Here is a 17,757-nt window from a genome sequence, read left to right on the forward strand (position 1 = left end):
TGGGTATGGTGGGCCAGACCACTGACCGCACACCGCTGGGAGCCGCCCGATGCAGCCGACGACCGTCACCGACCTGCCCGGCCTGCTCGGCGGGGACGCGGTGGCCGGCGCCGACCGTCCGCTGCTGACCTACTGCGACGACGCCACCGGTGAGCGCACCGAACTCACCGCGGCCGAGCTGGGCGGCCTGGCCGCGCAGACGGCAGGGCTGCTGCGCCAGGACTGCGGGCTCGACACCGGCTCGCGGGTCGCGGTGCTGCTGCCGCCGCACTGGCAGACCGCCGCGGTGCTGCTGGGCGCGTGGTCGATCGGGGCTGCCGTGTCGTTCCGCCCGTGGGCGACCGCCGGTCTCGCGCCCGTGGGCGTCGGCGAGAACGACCCGCTGGACGTGTTGTTCGTCAGCCGCAAGCGGATGGACAGCTGGCTGGAGCAGGTGCCCGAAGCCCGGCACCGCTACGTGCTCGGCCTCGCGCCCGGCGGCGCGCCGCTCGACGAGGTGCCGGACGGCTACCGGGACTTCGTCGCGGACGCCGCCCGCCACCCGGCGAGCCTGCCCGCGTACGGGTCGATCGGCAGCACCGACGCCGCGAGCCCCGACGGGACCACCTACCGGCAGTGGGGCGGGCTGGCCCAGGGCGTCGCCGACCAGCTCGGCCTGCACGCCGGCGACCGGCTGCTGGTCGACGTCGCCAAGCACGAGCAGCCGGTGATGTGGCTGCTGACGCCGCTGGCGGCGGGCGCGTCGGTGGTGCTGTGCGCCAACCTCGACCGCGCCAACCTGGAGGCCCGGATCGCCGCCGAGGGGATCACCCGGGTCATCTGAGCAGTCAGGCGTCCTGCAGGTAGGTGCCGTGTCCCGTGCGGACCCGATCGCCGTCGAACACGAGCACCTCGTTGGCCAGGCCGCCGCGCTGGTTCCGGAAGTTGATCACGATGGTCTCGACGCCGGCGTACACGGCCTCGACGGTGAAGTGCAGGTCGGGCAGGCGCTTGAGGCCCTCGCCCCAGTACGCCCGCAGCGCTTCCTTGCCGCGCACCACGCCACCGGTCTCCGGGAACAGCTGCGCCGCGAGCGGCGAGGAGAACACGATGTCGTCGTGGAAGTGCACCAGCACCGCTTCCAGGTCGTGCGCGTTCCACGCAGCCACCCAGCGCCGGCTGAACTCTGTCGCGTCCGGCATGCTCGCCATCGCCGACCTCGGCTTTCCAGTTCGGGTCCGGGCATTCCGAACTCGGCACTGAAACTAGCGGTCATCCCGGCAGGGCGTACAACCTGCCCGCCGCGCCGACGTAGACCGTGCCGTCCCTGCCCAGCTCCGGATGCTGCGTGATGACTCCCGGGGCGTACCAGGTCCATCGGGTCGTGCCGTCGGCGTTCAGGCAGCGCACGAAGGTCTCGTGCCAGAGTGGCCTGAGCCAGTGGTAGGTGTCCCAGCGCCGCTGGTCCGGCGACGCCGACACGATCAGCGTGCCCTCGGTGCCCGCGGTGAGCGTGACCGGGGCGACGTCGAGGTCGTGCGTCCAGACGGCCCGGTCGCCCTCGATCATCCAGATCGGATAGGTGTAGATCATCTGCTGCTGCCGGGTGGGACCCTGCACGGCCAGGCGCACCGGCCCGCCGGCCACTCCGGGCAGCACCGCGAGCGGCTCGCTGACCTGCCGTGTCGTGATGAACTCGCGTGCGTCCCCGAAAGCGTCCACGAGGTAGTAGCCGCCCCCGGCGTACCAGTCGAAGCGTGCCAGCAGGTGGTTGGCGTCGTAGTCCCACAGGCCGTTGACGCGGTCGTCCTTGTCCGCCGGCTGGTCGAGCCGGACCCCCGGCCAGGCCCAGGCTGCCCAGCGCAGCTCCCCGTCACGGTCGTAGGCATACAGCCGCTTGTCGACGTCGAACACCACGAAGTCTTTGAAGGCACGAAGACGGTAGCCGTCGCGGAGACCGGGCAGCGGCACGGCCCAGTGCAGCTCGCCGTCCAGGCCGACCCGGCGCACCTCTCGCTGATCCGGCCGGACCAGGTGGCGGAAGACGAACCCACCCCAGGGGTCGAACTCCAGCCGGTGTGCCCGCGGCCCCCCGTCGAACGAGGCCACGACTTCGCCGGTGGCGAGATCCCGGGTCACGATGCGATCGTCCTCGATCCGGTGCATACGCCCGTCCCTGACGAGCGGATACCAGTTGCCATGGCTGCCCAGCTCATGTGACCAGCGGATGTGGCCGTCAGGGCCGATGAGCGTGGCTGCGGCCTCGGCGATGACGAGACAACCGTCGACGCCCTCGGCCCGCATCGTCCCGTCGTGGGCGGGTAGCTCGACCGACCACAGCGGCGCTGTATCCGAGACCACGTTCACGGGTTCCACTTCAGTGCCTCCCTGAGCAGGTGGAGCCGGGACTCGATCAGGTCCGACAGGGAGTCGGCGTGGTCATCCGGACGGCTGCTGCCCATCCGATACGGCACCTCCTTGAGGACGTGGATCGCCCCACGTACCCCGAACAGTGCCATGAGGCGGGGGTCGGGCTCGGGGCCGCCCGCGTCGCGGTAGCCGTTGCGGAACGCCAGCCGCAGGTGGGACAGCTCCTCGGGCTTGAGACCGAGGGTCATGCCGAAGTCCACCAGTTTGATCTCGAAGTACGCGAGATCGCGTTCCGGCGCGCCGATCGGGTTGCCTGCGCCGTCCATGGCGTAGTGCAGCATCGGCAGGTCGATGATGGTGAGACCGCGCTCCGGGTGCCAGAAGAAATTGCCGGGATGGGCGTCGCCGTGGGCCAGTGCCGCCCAGCCGCGGACATCGCGCGCCTCGGTGATGGTCTGCTCAACGCGGCGGGTCAACTCGTCGAGGTCCCCATGGGAGTCCGGCAGTGCCCGCATCACGTCCACCACCTGACCGGTCCACTTGCGCACCACCGCGACGTGGCGGTCCAGGAACTCCCGGGCCACCGGCGCACCCGAGCCCTCGGCGGCGGTGTGCAGGTCGGCCAAAGCGGCACCCACCCCGACTACGGACCATTCGAGCTGGGCGTACGCGGGTGCCCACTCCGCACCGGTCGATCTGCCCACCTCCGTGATCAGGTCGTCGATCGCCTTACCGGGGGCCAGCGCGGACACCACCACCCCGTGGCGTTGCGGCGTCGCCGCGATGCCCAGCGCCGCAGGGGTGCCGAACCAGCTGAAGCCGCCGGTGCGCAGCCGCTGCAGCGCCGACAGCTCCCGGGCGAACTCTTCGGCGTCGGGGAACGCCTTCAGCACCCCGACGTTGCGGCCTTCCTCATCCCGCACCAGCATGACCGGCGCACCGGACAGGCCTTTCGCACCCGTCGACCCGGTGATCCCGGCGAGGCGCACCGGCCTGCCGAGCGCGGCTGCGGCGAAGTCGACGACCGCGGGCTGCCCGTCCGGGCCGTTCGGCAGCACCTGCGCGCCGTGGATCAGGTCGGCTACCGCCTGCGGGATCACCGCACCACCGTCGGCGCGCACCGATCTCGCCCGGTCGAGCAGCGCCCGCGCCCGGCCAGGTCCACTGTCCTCAGCCACCATGTCCTCCTCCGGCCGATCGAGGCCATGTGGCAGCGTGTGGGCCGGGGTGGTCTCGTCGCGCTCCATCCGCCGGAGCTCGGCGCGTGCGGTCACCGCCTGGTCGATCGCCCGCCGCAGAGCGGTGAGTTCCTGTGTGTCGAGCTGGAGCAGGCGGAGTTCCTCGCTCGCCTGCCGTCGCGGCTCCGTCTCGGCCAGCAGTCGCCGCACGTGCTCGGTGACAGCCCGCGGCCGGCTGTCCGGTTCGGCGGCGTAGGCGTGCGACAGCCGGGCCGCGGTGGCCGAACCTGCCGCCGCGTCGGTGTGCAGCCCGGCCTCCCGATAGGCGGCAGCCGTCTCCGGCCGCAGCACGCCCGACAGGGCCCGCTGCACGGCGTTCCACTTGTGCGCCGCGGCCTCGATGTCGCCCGGCACCGTACGCAGCCACCGGTCGGCCTGGTCGGCGCAGTAGCGGCTGTCCGCCCAAGCCGTCGCGTTCCACGGCGCCCCGCCACCGGGCAGCGAACGGTCCCGGCCCAGCCGCTGCGGCCACCCGTCCAGTTCACGGGCCGACAGCCGCGCGATCCGGCCGGACACCGTCGACACCGTCGCCGGGTGGTACACGGCGACCGGCGGGGTGAGCCGGTCCTCGGGGTCGGGCAGATCCGGGCCGAACTCGACCCGGTGGATGGTCGCCAGCGGCGCCCGCAGCGGCCCGGTGCGGGCCTCGAACTCCGTCCGGGTGCGCCCGGACGCGAACAGCAGCGGCTGCCCGTCCTCGCCGAGCACGTCGCGGCGTTCGCCGTACTCCCAGGTGTCCCAGTAGAGCTGCCAGCGCACGCCCTTGTCGCCGACGTGCTCGCGGCCCTGGAAGTAAACCGTGGGCACGCCGAGCGCGACGGCGATCTCCAGCGCGCCGCTCTCCATGCCGATTTGCACGATGTCGCGGGCGCTGTCCAGATGGTGCAGGAACAGCGCCTGCTCGCCCTGGCCGAGGGCCTGCCCGCCGTGGCGCTCGGCGGCCCAGAAGTGGCGCAGCGTCTCGGTGTCGACGTCGTCGAGCGCGCCTTCGGCGTCGAACGCGGCCTTCAGCTCGGGGCGGCCGTCGAACGGGTCGTCGCCGATCAGCAGGATGCGCCGGTCAGGGTCGGTCTCGCGGAGCATGGCGACGGTCTGGCGCAGCAGCTCCGGCTTGGTGTCCATGAACGCGCCCATCGGCACCCCGGACTGCCGCACCCACAGCAGCGCGTAGCTGCGGGGCTGCCCGTCGGGTTCGTGCCGGGCGTACACCAGCTCGGCCAGCGCGCGGGCCCGGGCGTCGCGCCGCGCGCCCCGCTCGCCGTGCCCGCGCATCGCGGCGACCATCGTGGCGCGGGCCTGCCTGGCGTCGCGGCGCACCTGCGGCAGCGCCACCAGGTGGGCGCGGCGGAACTTGCTGGTCGCGTAGTGGACGTGCCGGGGCTGGTCGTCGTGGCACAGGCGCACCCGGACCGGGTCGACGCCGAACTCGTCGATCAGCCGCGCGCGCATGGCCAGCGCACCGCGCAGCGGCCGGACCTGCATGTCGATCGCGTCGGCGGCGAGCTCGGCCGGCTCGACGCCGTCGGTGGTCAGGCCGGACAGCGCCCGCCACAGCACGGTCTTGTCGGCCAGGTCCCGGGTCATGCCCTCGGGCACCGGCCCGGCGTGGGCCAGGTACGGATCGGACACGTCGTCGCGGTACTGGGTGAACAGCTGGTGCGGCTCGTACGCGATCTCGATGGTGGCCGCGTCGTCCAGCATCAGTGCCGCCGCGTGCACGAACAGCTCGCCGCTCTGCCACTCGTAGACGCGCAGGTTCTTGGTGTCCAGGTCACCGCCCACGGGCGAGGGCGGCGGCGCGACTTCGCGGAACAGCTCCTCGCGCAGGTGTGCCAGCTTCTGGTCGAGACTGAGGTCGTCGCGTGCCTTCAGCTCGCCGACCAGCGTGTCGAGCCCACCGGCGGCCAGCGTGTCCCAGGTCCTGACCTGGTCGGGGGTGGCGAACACGGCGGAGGGCCGCTGGCGCCCGGTGGCCTCGACGTGGCTGGTGCCCGGGTCCTGGACCGGGGTGTCCGGTCGTGACCAGTGGCCCGGTGGCAGGCCGAGGTCGACCGGCAGCGCGTCGGCGTTCAGCAGCAGCGCGTCCATCCGGACCGCGGCGCCGGGCCGGTGCGTCGACACGGGGCGCTCGTTGTCCTGGGCGTCGACGTACACGATCCGCCCGTGCTGGTTGTGCACGGTGACGGCGTGCGCCTTGCCGCTCGGGTACTCCATGAGCAGCACCGCGACCGCGCCATGGCCCTGCACCGACAGCGCCGACTCCAGCGTCCGGAACGCCTCCTGGCGTGGATGCCAGGCCTCGTCGTAGGAGCTTCTCGTGTGGTCGGCCATGAGCTGCTGGAAGCGGGCGCCGACGGCGTCCTCGATGCGGGCCGCGCCGCCCGGCTCGCCGCCCAGCGGCAGCAGGTCAGGGTCGAACCGGTCGACGGTGCGCGGAGCCGCGACCCGCGGCCTGCCGTGCAGCCACGTGTCGAGGACCGACAGGACCACGTCAGGGCAGTTGACCGCCCGGGTCGGGTCCGCTTTCGGACCGCCGTCGTTGGTGCGGCGCGGCCACTCCCCGAACAGGTCGCTGAACCGGCGCGGCCGGCCGTCGGCGTCACGTTCCACGGCCAGCTCGACGTCCTGCTGGTGCAGGGCCAGCGGGCGGCGGTGGCCGCCGGGCGCGCCGTAGCGGCGGCTGGTCTCGACCGGCCGGGGATGGTCCAGGCCGGTCGCCAGGGAGCGGTCGTCGGGCTCGTTGATCGCGCCGTCGGCGACCCGGAACCGCTGCCGCTCGTCCTCGCCGTAGCGCATGAACTGGAACTCGGCGAACGCGTCGGCGTCGATCTCGTGCGGCAGCGGGCCGTCGATCGGACCGTCCCGCAGTGTGCGCAGCCGCGCCTCCAGCGGGGCGATCTGCTGCTCGTACTCCGCCCGAGCGGGGTCGGCGGCGGCCGGGCCGGCGTCGTGGGCGAGCCCGATCAGCCGTCGCAGGCGGTTCAGCAGCGTCGGGCTGCGCGGGTCGAAGCGCAGGCGCATCGCGTGGGCCCGCCCGAACGCGGTGTAGCTCTCGTAGGCCTCGCGCTCGGCCCGGCTCTCCGCCACCCTGGCGGTGAACACCGGCCGGTCGCCGGCGCCCTGGGCCGCGGGACCGGGGCGTGCGGGGCCGGTGCGCGGGCCGCCCAACGAGGCGACCGCGGCGGCGGCCACCGTCGCGGTGTCAGTGTCGGTGTCGGTGTCGGCGTCGTCGGCCGGTTCGACCGGCGGCCTGCCACCCGTCGGCGGAACGCCCGGCCGCGCCGGTCCGATCGCCGGGCCTGGGTGGACCGGGCTGGTCGGAGCCGCGACGGCGGGCGGGAGGAAGCCGTGCGGCAGACCTCCGGTGCCACCACTGCCCGCCGTGGCAGCACCGGACCCGGTGGCCGCCGCCGCCGACCCGCCGGTGCCGGGCGGCGGTCCCGCACCGGCCGGGTCGGGCGAGGACGGCATCGTGCCGGACGGCCGGTCGAGCACAGCCGCCTCGGCGGCCAGGCCCGCCATGGGCGTACGCGCACTGCCGTCCGGGGGATCCGGGTCAGGGCCCACCGGCTCCGTGACCCCGGCTCCGCCGTCCCGGGCGCCCCCGTCGAACAGGCCTGCCGGATCGGCCGGTGCTCCAGGCGGGGGCGGACCGCCGCCGGACAGGTCGACGGCCGCGCCGGGGCGGTCGAGCACGGTCGCGGCGGAGACGGGTGCGGTCTCACCGTCGCTGCCCGCGAACAGGGCGGCGGAGGCGGCGACCCCGGAATCGCCGAACAGGCCGAGCGGCGCGGCGGTCTGCAGGGCCGTCCCGCCCGGCTGCCCGAATGCGGCGGAAAGTCCCAGCTCCACCCCGTGCAGCCGCCCGTCGACGGCAACCCGGCCGTCGCCGAGCGCGGAGCCGAACGTGGCGGAGGTCGCGGCCATGCCCAGCGACTGCAGGCTCACGCCCTGCCCGGTGACCACGCCGACGGTGACCTCGCCGAGCATGTCGCCGCTCGCGCCGCGCAGCGCGTGCTCGCCGAACCGGCCGAAGGCGGTCGTGGCACGGGTCCGGCCGAGCCCGGTGACGCTGCCGACGCCCCCGGCGAGTGCGCCGAGGCCCGTGTCGAGGGCCAGCTCGCCCGCGTTCAGGCCCGCGCGGTTGCCCTCGCTCACCTGGTAGGCCTGCACGCCCAGTGAGGTGAGCCCTTCCTGCAGACCCTCTTCGAGGGCTTCCTCGCCGAGGTGGCGCACGACCTTGGACTTGATCCTGTCCTTGACGGTGTCGCCGAGGCGGTCCTTCAGCCGGTCCTTGAGGCACTTCTTCGCGGCCCGTTCCAGCAGCTCCTTGGCCGCGCGGCGGAGCAGCCGCTGGATCGCGAAGCGGGTGGCGTACATGGCGGGCGCGGCGCCGGCCATCGACGCGCCGAAGGTGACGGTCGCCGCGGCCGCCAGGGCGACCAGTTCGATGAGCAGCAGGCCGAGCTCCACATAGAACTCGATCTTCACACCCTCGATCTGGTTGGCGCCGTCGTCGACCTGCGCGCCGAAGTCGTCCAGCAGGTCGACGACCATGGCCAGGGCGGCTTCCTCGCCGCCGGCGCCGGGCGCGCGGCCGAGCCGCGACCACAGCCCCAGGATGGCGGCGGCGACCTGGCCGTCCGGGCCGCCCGCGGCGGCCACCGCGGCGAGCGCGGCGTCGTCGGCCTCGTCGAGCAGCGGGCCCATCCGGGACGAGGCGGCATACCAGTCGTCGGCGAGTTCGCGCATGGCGGCCTCGTCGCCCTCGGGCCAGTCGACGCCGACCACCCATTCCAGTACCGTGCACATCCAGCTCGGAGCATCGAAGAAACTCAATGGATGTGGGATCGGTGAAGGCAGAAACGGCATGGTGACAGCCCCTCCCCAGGTGACTGGCGACACCATAACCGGCACCGTCCACACGCACCAGACATCGGTCGCAACCGCTACCGTGGCTCGATGACACACCACCCTGGGGAGGGCATCGTGGCGACGATCGACGACGCGCTGCGGCTGGCGGAGCGGCTCGCGGTGGAGGCGACCCTGCAGGGCGGGGAGTCCTATCGCGGGCTGGTCGACGAGTTCCCGCACGGCTGGTGCGTGTGGGCCATGCCGACGCTGCCGTCGCCGCGGCCGCCGGAGATCGGTTCGGGTGTGACGGTCGTGCTCGACCGGCACAGCGGTCTGCTGGCCTACTACCCGGCCTGGGGGACGGAGCAGGTGAAGGCGCGGTACCAACCGGGTTCGGCGACCCACCTGACCCGCCCGCCGCGGCCGAGCCGGGCCGAGGCGGCCCAGGTGCAGCCCGGCCCGGCGCGGATCGCGATGGCGCTGACAAAGCAGAACGTCAGCGCGCTGGCGGTGTCGGCCCGCGGTGACGCCGAGCCCGTGCACCACCCGGTGGTGGCGGGCTGGCTGGCCGCCCAGCCGGCCGGGCGGCTGGTGCGCGGCGCGGCCCGCCACGCCGAGCTGGTGTTGCTCTCGAAGCTGTTCACCGAGTGGGAGGGCACCGGGTCGCCGGATCCGACGGCGATGTGGTCGGCGCTGTCCGAGGGGCGGCCGACCAGCTACCCGACGATGACGGAGATGCCGCTCGGGCTGGGCCCGGACCTGCCGTGCTGCGTCACGTGCCACCTCGCCTGGCAGGCACTGGGCGGTGAGCCGGCGGCGGTGGACTGGACCGAGCTGCGCGAGCCGGTGGCGGCCGCCCCCGCGCCCGACCCCGACCGGTTCCCACCGCGGGTGGCGGCGGTGCTCACCGAGGGCGGCTGGACCGGCGGCGGGGTGGACCCCGCGCAGGTGGACCGGCTGCTCGCGCAGGCGCGCGACGCTCACGGCGCGTGGCACGACGATGCGGCCGCGGCCGCCGCGCGCGCGGTCTTCACGCGTTACCCGCAGCTGTCCACGCAGGCCACCGTCGCGGGTGAGGACTGGCTGGCGCAGCAGTTCACCCTGAACCTGCCGGACGGGTTCTGCCCCGTGCCGGAGCTGGCGGCGTTCGAGCAGCGGCTGGGTGTGCCGGTGTGCCCGATCGGCGCGGAGACGGCCTTCAACATCCTGGTCGTGGACGCGCGCAACCGCTTCTTCGTGCTCGACCAGGGCGGCGACTGGTTCCTCGGCGAGCACGTCGACGAGGCGCTGGCCAACCTGGCCGGCGGGCGTACGCCGGGCCGCCTGCGCTCCGACGGGGTCGTCGTGGCGGCCCGGTGAGCCGGCGGGCTCAGTTGAGCAGGGCGTTGACGATCAGGGTCGCGTTGTCCTCGTGCTTGGCGTAGGCGTCGGGGAACGCGGAGATCTGCACGGACTGCGCGGCCCGGGTCAGTGACATGTCCTCCCAGCCGTCGATCTGCACGAGGCGGCGGAAGAACGCGCCGGCCGCATACTGCGGCTGCATGATCTCCTCGACGGAGCCCCAGCTGCCGCTGGCGCGCTGCTGGAACAGGCCGATGGAGTCGTGGTCGGACCCGGTGCCCTGGTGCGGGTAGTCCAGCGACTCGGGCACGACATGGCTGGCCACGTTGTAGAGGCGGCTCTCCTGCATGGCGGTGGCCACGCCGACGATCATCGCCCACTTGGTCAGGCCCATGGACTGGGCCTTCTTGACGATCGCGGCGGCGTTGTCCATCTGCTTGCGGTCCATGCCGGCGACGAGCTGCACGACCCGTACCACCGGCTTGGGCTTCGGCTTGGGTTTGGGTTTCGGCTTGGGCTTCGGCTTGACCACCGGGGCCTTGGCGGCCCGCAGTTGCGGCATGCGGTAGAGCAGTGCGCCGCTGGTCACGTCGCCGACGGCGACGAGGGCCGGCGAGGCGGCCACGTTGCCGGGCAGCAGCTCGGCGGCGGTCGGCGACTCGCCGGTCGCCGGTCGGCCTACGCCGGAGAGGATGGCCACGGCGCCGACGCCGGCGAGCGCGGCGGTCGTGAGCAGGGGTGCGAGCAGGCGTTGCGCCCGGGACGGCTCGTTGCGGTGCCGAGCCTGCCAGCCGTCGTCACGGCGGTGCCGACCGGAGGCGGGGGAGCCGGCGGTGCGGGCGGTGCGTCGTTCTTGCTGATCACGGGGGGTATGCGGGGGCATTCGCCGATATTAGGAAGGCATTAGCCCAGGTAAAAGGGGGTGCTATCAGATTTCTCCCAGGGTGGTGCTGATTTAGCCCGAATTACTCCGACTTGTTCTCAAGATTGTTTCTGACCAGGGGTTTTACGAGATGCTTTCGTGCTCCGAGTGCGGCGCTGGGAAGCCGTCGGTACAGTGCCGCGCGTGAGCGACACCCCCACGCCACCGCTGCCCCCGCCCGTCGATCCCTGGGCGGGCCGCGACGGCCACACGCACACCCTCGGCATGGCCGCCATCCCGCAGCGCCTCGCGTCGGGTCCAGCCCGGCAGCCCGTGCCACCGCCGCCGGCCGGGCCGCAGGTCGTCTACGTGGAGCGGCCCCGCCGCCGGCGCTGGCCGTGGGTGCTCGGCACGCTGACCGTGCTGAGCCTGGGCTGCTGCGGAGTGCTCGCCGTGGTCACCGCGCCGATCCGGGCGCAGTACCCGGTGCGCGCCGAACTCGGCACCACGATCGCGGGCCTGCGCCGCGACGACAGCCCCGAGGTCAGGGCCGCGGCCAACGAGCTGATCGCGCAGATCCACCGCGAGCAGGACGTGACCGGGGCCGAGGTGGCCAAGCTCGACGAGCCGAAGCGCAAGGACGCGCCGGTGGTGCTCGTGGTGGCCACCCGCTTCATCCTCGACCCGGCCGGTGAGCTGGACGGCGCGCTCGCCGGCGCGGGCAAGGACCGGCCGACCGGGGTGCGCGGTTACCCGGCGGGACCGCGCGGTGGCGAGCTGCGCTGCGGCAACGCCCGTGACAAGCAGAGCGACGCGCCGGTGGTGATCTGCGCCTGGATCGACCACGGCAGCCTCGGCCTCGGCCTGTTCTACGGCGGCCGGTCCATGGACGACAGCGCCCGGCTGCTCGCCGCGATCCGTGACGACGTGCTGGTCAAGGCTTGATCGACGAAGTTGTCCACAGGCCTGCGCCCGCGTTCGGCCGGCTGGCACTAGCATCGGGCGGGTGACGCAGACCCTGCATACCGACGCCGTCCGCCTGCTGACCGGGTGGCAGCCGCCCGCCGACGCCGCGGCCGACTGGACGCAGACGATGGCGCTGCTGGAGCAGGGCCCGCAGGTGATGGCCAAGCCGCACCCCGACGGGCACGTCACCGCGAGCGCGATCATCGTGTCCCACGACCGCTCGCGCATCCTGCTCTGCCTGCACGGCAGGCACGACATCTGGTGCCAGCTCGGCGGGCACCTGGAGCCCGAGGACGGCGACCTCGCCGCGGCCGCCCTGCGCGAGGCCACCGAGGAGAGCGGCATCGCGGGCCTGGTCGTCGACCCGGTGCCGGTCGACGTGGACGTGCACCACGTGAACTGTGCGGGCAGCCCCAACCGGCACCATGACGTGATCTTCCTGGTGCACGCGCCCGCGGACGCGGTGGCGCAGGTCAGCGAGGAGTCGCACGAGCTCGGCTGGTTCGCCCCCGACGCGCTGCCCAGCCCGCTGGGCGCCGACACCGCCCGCGTGGTGCGCAACGCCATGGCCCGGCTGGGCTGAGCGGATGGGCGGGACGATGAAGGTGCCGCACGATCCGTGGCCGACCGACGAGGCCGAGGCGCTGCGCCAGCAGCTCGCCCTGCGCGAGCGGGTCGAGCCGACCGGGCCGCCGCTCGCCGCGCGGACCGCGGCCGGGCTGGACGTGTCGTACGACGACGAGACCGGCGAGGCCGTGGCCGCCGTCGTCGTGCTGGACCTGGCCACGCTGGCCGTCGTCGAGGCGGTCTCCCTGGCCGGCCACGTGACCTTCCCGTACGTGCCGGGCCTGCTGGCGTTCCGGGAGCTGCCCCTGCTGGTCGACGCCCTGGAGCGGCTGCACGGCCGCACACCCCCGGACGTGCTGGTGTGCGACGGCTACGGGCTGGCCCACCCGCGCCGGTTCGGGCTGGCCTGCCACCTCGGCGTGCTCACCGGCCTGCCCACCTTCGGGGTGGCCAAGACGCCGTTCATCGGCGCCGGTGGTGAGTCGTCCGCGTCCCCCCATCCGGAGGGGCACGACCTTCCGGAGGGGCACAACGACGAGCCGCCGGCGAAGCGCACGCCCCGGCCCGGGCCGGGCCGGGGCGACTGGTCGCCGCTGACCGAGGACGGCGAGGTGCTTGGCCGGGTGGTGCGCACCCAGCCGAAGGTCAAGCCGGTCTTCGTCTCCGTCGGGCACCGCATCGACCTCGACACGGCCACCGCCATCACGCTGGCGTTGACGCCGCGCTTCCGGCTGCCGGAGACGACCCGGCGCGCCGACCAGTTCTCCCGCCGCCTGCTCAGGGCCCGCCGTGCCGCCCGCTGACCGGGACGCCAACGCGGCGCTGCGGGCCCGATTCGACGAGGTCCACGCGCAGTACACCCACCTGCGGGACAACGTGGGGGAGCTGCAGCGGGAGCTGGCGGGGCTGGAGGTCTCGGTCGCCTCCGCCGACGGGATGGTCACCGTCGTGGTCGGGGCGCGCGGGCAGCTGCTGCGGCTGCGCCTGCACGAGCGGGCGTACGCGGCGCACCGGCCGGACCGGCTCGCCGAGCTGATCATGAAAACGACCCGCCGGGCCGAGCAGGCCGCCGTGGAGGCGACCGCCGAGCTGGTGGCGCGGGTGGTGCCCGCCGAGACCGGGGTGCCCGAACTGCTGCGCGGCGGGGACCTGGGCGCGCTGCTGCGCCGCCACGACGACACCATGGGCTACGAGGAGCAGCGATGACCGGACAGATCGACCTCGACCCGGCGGCCGCGCTGGCGGCGGCCCGGCGGCTGAACCTGGCCGGGCAGTCCCTCGGACGGGAGCGCGACCTGTCCGGCGGCCGGATCGAGCAGGCCGGGCATGGCCGGCCCTGGGGCGACGACGAGCTGGGCCGGGCGTTCGCGCAGCGGTACGCCGACAGCGCGACGATGCTGCTCCTGCTGTGGCGTGACGCGGCTCACCGCACCGTCGAGCTGAGCGAGCGCATCGCCACCGCCGTGGCCGCCACCGAGCACGTCGACGCAGCTGGGCAGGCCAGGTTCCGGCAGCTCACCGTGTGACACACGGGTCGGTTGTGGCCTGCGGGACGTGTTCTACACCGCCATCGGCCCCTCTGCCTGATCGGTCTCCGGACGGACCGGGCAGAATGGGAGCATCAAACCTAGGGGCGGAGGATGGGTCGTGGCTGAGTTGCGCTGCGTGGTCGCGGTGGACGGGCCTTCGGGCTCGGGCAAGTCGACGGTGTCGCGCCGGCTGGCGCACCGCCTGGACGCACGCTACCTCGACACCGGCGCGATGTACCGCGCGCTGACCTGGGCCGTGCTGCAGGCCGGGGTGGACCTCACCGACCCCGACGGCATCGCCAAGGTGGCCGTCGACTGCGAGCTGATCATCACGACCGACCCCGAGCGGCCCTCGATCAGCGTCAACGGCGAGAACGTCGACGGCCCGATCCGCGGCGGCGAGGTCACCTCCGCCGTCTCCGCGGTCTCCGCGGTGCCGTTCGTCCGGCAGGTGCTCACCGCCCGCCAGCGCGCGATCATCGAGGAGTCGGCCCGGATCGTCGTCGAGGGCCGCGACATCGGCACCGTGGTCGCCCCCGACGCCGACCTCAAGGTCTTCCTGACCGCCTCCTCCGCCGAGCGGGCGCGCCGGCGCAGTGCCGAGACCGCCGTCGACCACGCTGCGACCGAGGCCGACCTGGCCCGTCGCGATCACCTGGACTCCACCCGCAAGGTCAACCCGTTGCAGCAGGCCGCCGACGCGGTCGTGCTCGACTCGACCGAGCTGGGCATCGATGAGGTTGTCAGCGAGCTGCACCGGCTGCTGACAACGAGGAAGGCAGCATGAGCAACACTGAATGGACCGAGCTGGAGGTCGTCGAGCAGCAGCTGCCGGAGGCTGCTCCGACGACGCCGGTCATCACGCCGCAGCCGGTCCTGGCGGTGGTCGGCCGCCCCAACGTGGGCAAGTCGACCCTCGTCAACCGCATCATCGGCCGCCGCCAGGCGGTCGTCGAGGACATCCCCGGCGTGACCCGCGACCGGGTGGCGTACGAGGCCAACTGGTCGGGCCGCAAGTTCACCGTGGTGGACACCGGCGGCTGGGAGCCCGACGCCAAGGACCGGGCCGCGGCCATCGCCGCGCAGGCCGAGGCGGCCATCGCCGCCGCCGACGTGGTGCTGTTCGTGGTCGACTCGTCCATCGGCGCGACCGACGAGGACGCGGCCGCGGTGAAGATGCTGCGCCGTAGCTCCAAGCCGGTGCTGCTGGTCGCGAACAAGGCCGACAACCAGAACATGGAGTACGAGGTCCACGCCCTGTGGTCGCTCGGCCTGGGCCAGCCGTGGCCCGTGTCGGCGCTGCACGGCCGCGGCTCGGGCGACCTGCTCGACGCGGTGCTGGCGGCGTTCCCGAAGCAGGCCCCGCTGGAGGACCACGTCCCCGGCCCGCGCGGCCCGCGTCGCGTGGCCCTGGTCGGCCGCCCGAACGTCGGCAAGTCCAGCCTGCTCAACCGGCTCGCCCGGGAGGAGCGCTCGGTCGTCGACTCGGTCGCCGGCACCACCGTCGACCCGGTCGACACCCTGGTCGTCATCGGCGGCCAGACCTGGCAGTTCGTCGACACCGCCGGGCTGCGCAAGCGCGTCGGCAAGGCCAGCGGCACCGAGTACTTCGCCTCCCTGCGCACCGCCGCCGCGATCGAGACCTCCGAGGTCACCGTCGTGCTGCTGGACTCCAGCGAGGTCATCAGCGAGCAGGACCAGCGCCTGCTGTCGATGGTGTCCGAAGCCGGCCGGGGTGTGGTGCTCGCCTTCAACAAGTGGGACCTGGTCGACGCCGACCGGCGGCACTACCTGGACAAGGAGATCGACCGGGAGCTCAAGCGCATCCCGTGGGCGCTGCGGGTCAACATCTCCGCGCTGACCGGCCGTGCGGTCGAGAAGCTCGCCCCGGCGCTGCGGCAGGCGCTGGCCAGCTGGGAGAAGCGCATCCCGACCGGGCAGCTCAACCAATGGCTGACCGCGCTGGTGCAGGCGACCCCGCACCCGGTGCGCGGCGGCCGCGCCCCGCGCATCCTGTTCGCCACCCAGCCCAGCATCTCCCCGCCGAAGTTCGTGCTGTTCACGACGCAGCCGCTGGACCCGGGCTACATCCGGTTCGTGGAGCGCAAGCTGCGCGAGGAGTTCGGCTTCGAGGGCAGCCCGATCGACATCACGGTCAAGCCGCGCAAGGAGAAGGGCCCCGGCGGCCGGGGCAAGACCCACGGCTGATCCGTCCCACGAAGCTCCGCCCGCCCTCCCGGCGCGGCGGAGCTTCGTCGTCTGCGCCAAGATCGCTGTTTCGTGTCAAAACCTCAGGTCTGACCGCAGGTTCTGACCCGAAACAGCGATCACTGCGCGCAGGCGACGCGCGGTCCTATGTGGGCGACGCGGCGTTCGTGGGCAAGCGGACCTGCGGACGGTACTGTCGGTACATGATTCACATCGATGAGTCGGCGCCGCAGGTGTCGGCGGTGCGGCTGGCCTTTCCGTCGCACCGCTACCGCCAGGAGGAGATCGTCGCCGAGTTCACCGCGATGTGCCTGCCCGGCGAGCATCCCGGCCGCGAGGTGTTCGCCCGGTTCGGACGGACCACCGGCGTGCAGACCCGCCACCTGGCGCTGCCGCTGGACCAGTACGCCGGGTTGACCGGGTTCACCCAGGCCAACGACGCGTTCATCGAGGTGGCCCAGGAGCTGGGCGAGGCCGCGCTGCGCGAGGCGCTGGACGCCGCCGGGGTGCGCCCCGACGAGGTCGATCTCATCGCGACCACCAGCGTCACCGGCCTGGCCGTGCCGTCGCTGGACGCGCGGCTGGCCACGCGCGTCGGCCTGCGCCCCGACGTGAAACGGCTGCCGCTGTTCGGGCTGGGCTGCGTGGCCGGCGCGGCCGGGGTGTCCCGGCTGCACGACTACCTGCGCGCCTTCCCGGACCAGGTGGCGGTGCTGCTGGCGGTGGAGCTGTGCTCGCTGACCGTGCAGCAGGAGGACACCACCCCCGCCAACCTGGTCGCCTCCAGCCTGTTCGGCGACGGCGCGGCCGCCGTGGTGATGGTCGGCGGGCGGCGGGCCGCCGCCGTGCCGGGCCGCCCGCGGGTGCTGGCCACCCGCAGCCGCCTCTACCCGGATACGCAGCAGGTGATGGGCTGGCGGATCGGGTCCAGCGGCTTCCGGATCGTGCTGTCCAACGAGGTCGCCCCGATCGCCGAGAAGTTCCTCGGCGGCGACGTGCGCGGCTTCCTGGCCGACCACGACGTCGACTCGCTCGACATCGCGACGTGGATCTGCCACCCCGGCGGCCCGAAGGTCATCGACACCATCGAGAAGGTCCTCGACCTGCCCCCGGAGGCCCTCATGCCGACCCGCCGGTCGCTGGCCGGGCGGGGCAACCTGTCGTCGGTGTCGGTGCTGGACGTGCTGCACGAGGCGATGAGCGGCCCGCCCCGCGATGACCAGCCCGGTCTCATGATCGCCATGGGGCCGGGGTTCTGCTCCGAACTCGTCCTGCTGAGGTGGTGAGCGTGCTCTGGTACACCCTGCTGATCGTGGCGGTGGCCGCCGAGCGCCTGGTGGAGCTGGTGGTGTCCAAACGCCACGCGGCGTGGGCGCTGGCCAACGGCGGCCGCGAGTACGGCCGTAGCCACTACCCGTACATGGTGGCGCTGCACACCGCGCTGCTGGCCGGGTGCCTGGCCGAGGTGTGGCTGCTGGACCGGCCGTTCGTGCCCGTGCTCGGCTGGACCATGCTGGCACTGGTCGCGGCGAGCCAGGCGCTGCGCTGGTGGTGCGTGACGACCCTGGGCAGGCGCTGGAACACCCTGGTCATCGTCGTGCCGGGGCTCCCGCTGGTGGACCGCGGCCCGTACCGCTGGCTCAAACACCCGAACTACCTGGCCGTCGTCGTCGAGGGTTTCGCCCTGCCGCTGGTGCACTCCGCCTGGCTGACCGCCCTCACCTTCACCCTGCTCAACTTCGCCCTGCTGGCCGTGCGCATCCGGGTGGAGGACGCCGCCCTGGCCGAGGCCACCGCGTGAGCGAGCGGACCATGTCATCCTGTCCGCGCGCTGACGAAGACC

15 protein-coding genes are annotated in these 17,757 nt (G+C 73.3%); 11 read left to right on the forward strand and 4 right to left on the reverse strand.

The features are described 5' to 3' along the window. Nucleotides 1-49: 49 nt before the first annotated feature. Nucleotides 50-823 carry a TIGR03089 family protein gene (locus tag F6W97_RS18650; RefSeq protein ID WP_155371646.1) on the forward strand — a complete coding sequence of 258 codons (774 nt, stop codon included), beginning with the start codon at nucleotides 50-52 and terminating at the stop codon, nucleotides 821-823. A gap of 4 nt (nucleotides 824-827) precedes the next feature. Here F6W97_RS18650 and F6W97_RS18655 read toward each other — a convergent pair whose 3' ends face one another. The 3 genes from F6W97_RS18655 to F6W97_RS18665 all read right to left on the reverse strand — a co-directional run bounded on the left by F6W97_RS18655 (nucleotide 828) and on the right by F6W97_RS18665 (nucleotide 8,495). Continuing rightward, nucleotides 828-1,181: a nuclear transport factor 2 family protein gene (locus F6W97_RS18655; protein WP_230686793.1), complete on the reverse strand. Its 354-nt coding sequence runs from the start codon at nucleotides 1,179-1,181 to the stop codon at nucleotides 828-830. 70 nt (nucleotides 1,182-1,251) lie between these two features. Further along, nucleotides 1,252-2,355 carry a PQQ-binding-like beta-propeller repeat protein gene (locus F6W97_RS18660; protein ID WP_155371648.1) on the reverse strand — a complete coding sequence of 368 codons (1,104 nt, stop codon included), beginning with the start codon at nucleotides 2,353-2,355 and terminating at the stop codon, nucleotides 1,252-1,254. Further along, nucleotides 2,343-8,495 carry a toxin glutamine deamidase domain-containing protein gene (locus F6W97_RS18665; RefSeq protein WP_456236810.1) on the reverse strand — a complete coding sequence of 2,051 codons (6,153 nt, stop codon included), beginning with the start codon at nucleotides 8,493-8,495 and terminating at the stop codon, nucleotides 2,343-2,345. The genes F6W97_RS18660 and F6W97_RS18665 overlap by 13 nt, the downstream gene beginning before the upstream one ends. 54 nt (nucleotides 8,496-8,549) lie before the next feature. Here F6W97_RS18665 and F6W97_RS18670 point away from each other — a divergent pair, with 54 nt between their 5' ends. After that, the gene (locus tag F6W97_RS18670) at nucleotides 8,550-9,800 is read left to right on the forward strand and encodes an SUKH-3 domain-containing protein (RefSeq protein ID WP_155371650.1); all 1,251 of its coding nucleotides are present in this window, start codon (nucleotides 8,550-8,552) and stop codon (nucleotides 9,798-9,800) included. 10 nt (nucleotides 9,801-9,810) lie between these two features. On the opposite strand, the gene F6W97_RS18675 is transcribed toward F6W97_RS18670, so the two are convergent. Next, entirely contained in the window at nucleotides 9,811-10,665 is an 855-nt protein-coding gene (locus tag F6W97_RS18675) for a hypothetical protein (protein WP_155371651.1), read from the reverse strand. Between the two features lie 183 nt (nucleotides 10,666-10,848). Between F6W97_RS18675 and F6W97_RS18680 the strand changes: the two genes are divergently transcribed. The 9 genes from F6W97_RS18680 (at nucleotide 10,849) to F6W97_RS18720 (ending at nucleotide 17,715) form a co-directional block, all read left to right on the forward strand. Further along, a complete protein-coding gene (locus F6W97_RS18680) occupies nucleotides 10,849-11,589 on the forward strand; it encodes a hypothetical protein (RefSeq protein WP_155371652.1) in 741 nt (246 codons plus the stop codon). A gap of 61 nt (nucleotides 11,590-11,650) precedes the next feature. After that, on the forward strand, nucleotides 11,651-12,193 hold the full coding sequence (locus F6W97_RS18685; RefSeq protein WP_230686794.1) for an NUDIX hydrolase: 543 nt from the start codon (nucleotides 11,651-11,653) through the stop codon (nucleotides 12,191-12,193). 4 nt (nucleotides 12,194-12,197) lie between these two features. Beyond that, the gene (locus F6W97_RS18690) at nucleotides 12,198-12,980 is read left to right on the forward strand and encodes an endonuclease V (RefSeq protein WP_230686795.1); all 783 of its coding nucleotides are present in this window, start codon (nucleotides 12,198-12,200) and stop codon (nucleotides 12,978-12,980) included. Further along, nucleotides 12,967-13,383: a YbaB/EbfC family nucleoid-associated protein gene (locus F6W97_RS18695; protein WP_155371653.1), complete on the forward strand. Its 417-nt coding sequence runs from the start codon at nucleotides 12,967-12,969 to the stop codon at nucleotides 13,381-13,383. The genes F6W97_RS18690 and F6W97_RS18695 overlap by 14 nt, the downstream gene beginning before the upstream one ends. After that, entirely contained in the window at nucleotides 13,380-13,703 is a 324-nt protein-coding gene (locus F6W97_RS18700) for a hypothetical protein (protein WP_155371654.1), read from the forward strand. Before F6W97_RS18695 ends, F6W97_RS18700 begins: the two co-directional genes overlap by 4 nt. 121 nt (nucleotides 13,704-13,824) lie before the next feature. Continuing rightward, nucleotides 13,825-14,493, forward strand: a complete 669-nt coding sequence (cmk, locus tag F6W97_RS18705) for a (d)CMP kinase (RefSeq protein ID WP_230686796.1) — start codon at nucleotides 13,825-13,827, stop codon at nucleotides 14,491-14,493. Beyond that, nucleotides 14,490-15,914: a ribosome biogenesis GTPase Der gene (gene der / locus F6W97_RS18710; protein WP_155371655.1), complete on the forward strand. Its 1,425-nt coding sequence runs from the start codon at nucleotides 14,490-14,492 to the stop codon at nucleotides 15,912-15,914. The genes cmk and der overlap by 4 nt, the downstream gene beginning before the upstream one ends. A gap of 203 nt (nucleotides 15,915-16,117) precedes the next feature. Then, on the forward strand, nucleotides 16,118-17,200 hold the full coding sequence (locus F6W97_RS18715; protein ID WP_155371656.1) for a type III polyketide synthase: 1,083 nt from the start codon (nucleotides 16,118-16,120) through the stop codon (nucleotides 17,198-17,200). Between the two features lie 2 nt (nucleotides 17,201-17,202). Next, nucleotides 17,203-17,715: an isoprenylcysteine carboxyl methyltransferase family protein gene (locus F6W97_RS18720; protein WP_155371657.1), complete on the forward strand. Its 513-nt coding sequence runs from the start codon at nucleotides 17,203-17,205 to the stop codon at nucleotides 17,713-17,715. The last annotated feature ends 42 nt before the right edge of the window (nucleotides 17,716-17,757 follow it).

This window comes from Catellatospora vulcania, from assembly GCF_009720385.1.
Lineage (GTDB): Bacteria > Actinomycetota > Actinomycetes > Mycobacteriales > Micromonosporaceae > Catellatospora > Catellatospora vulcania.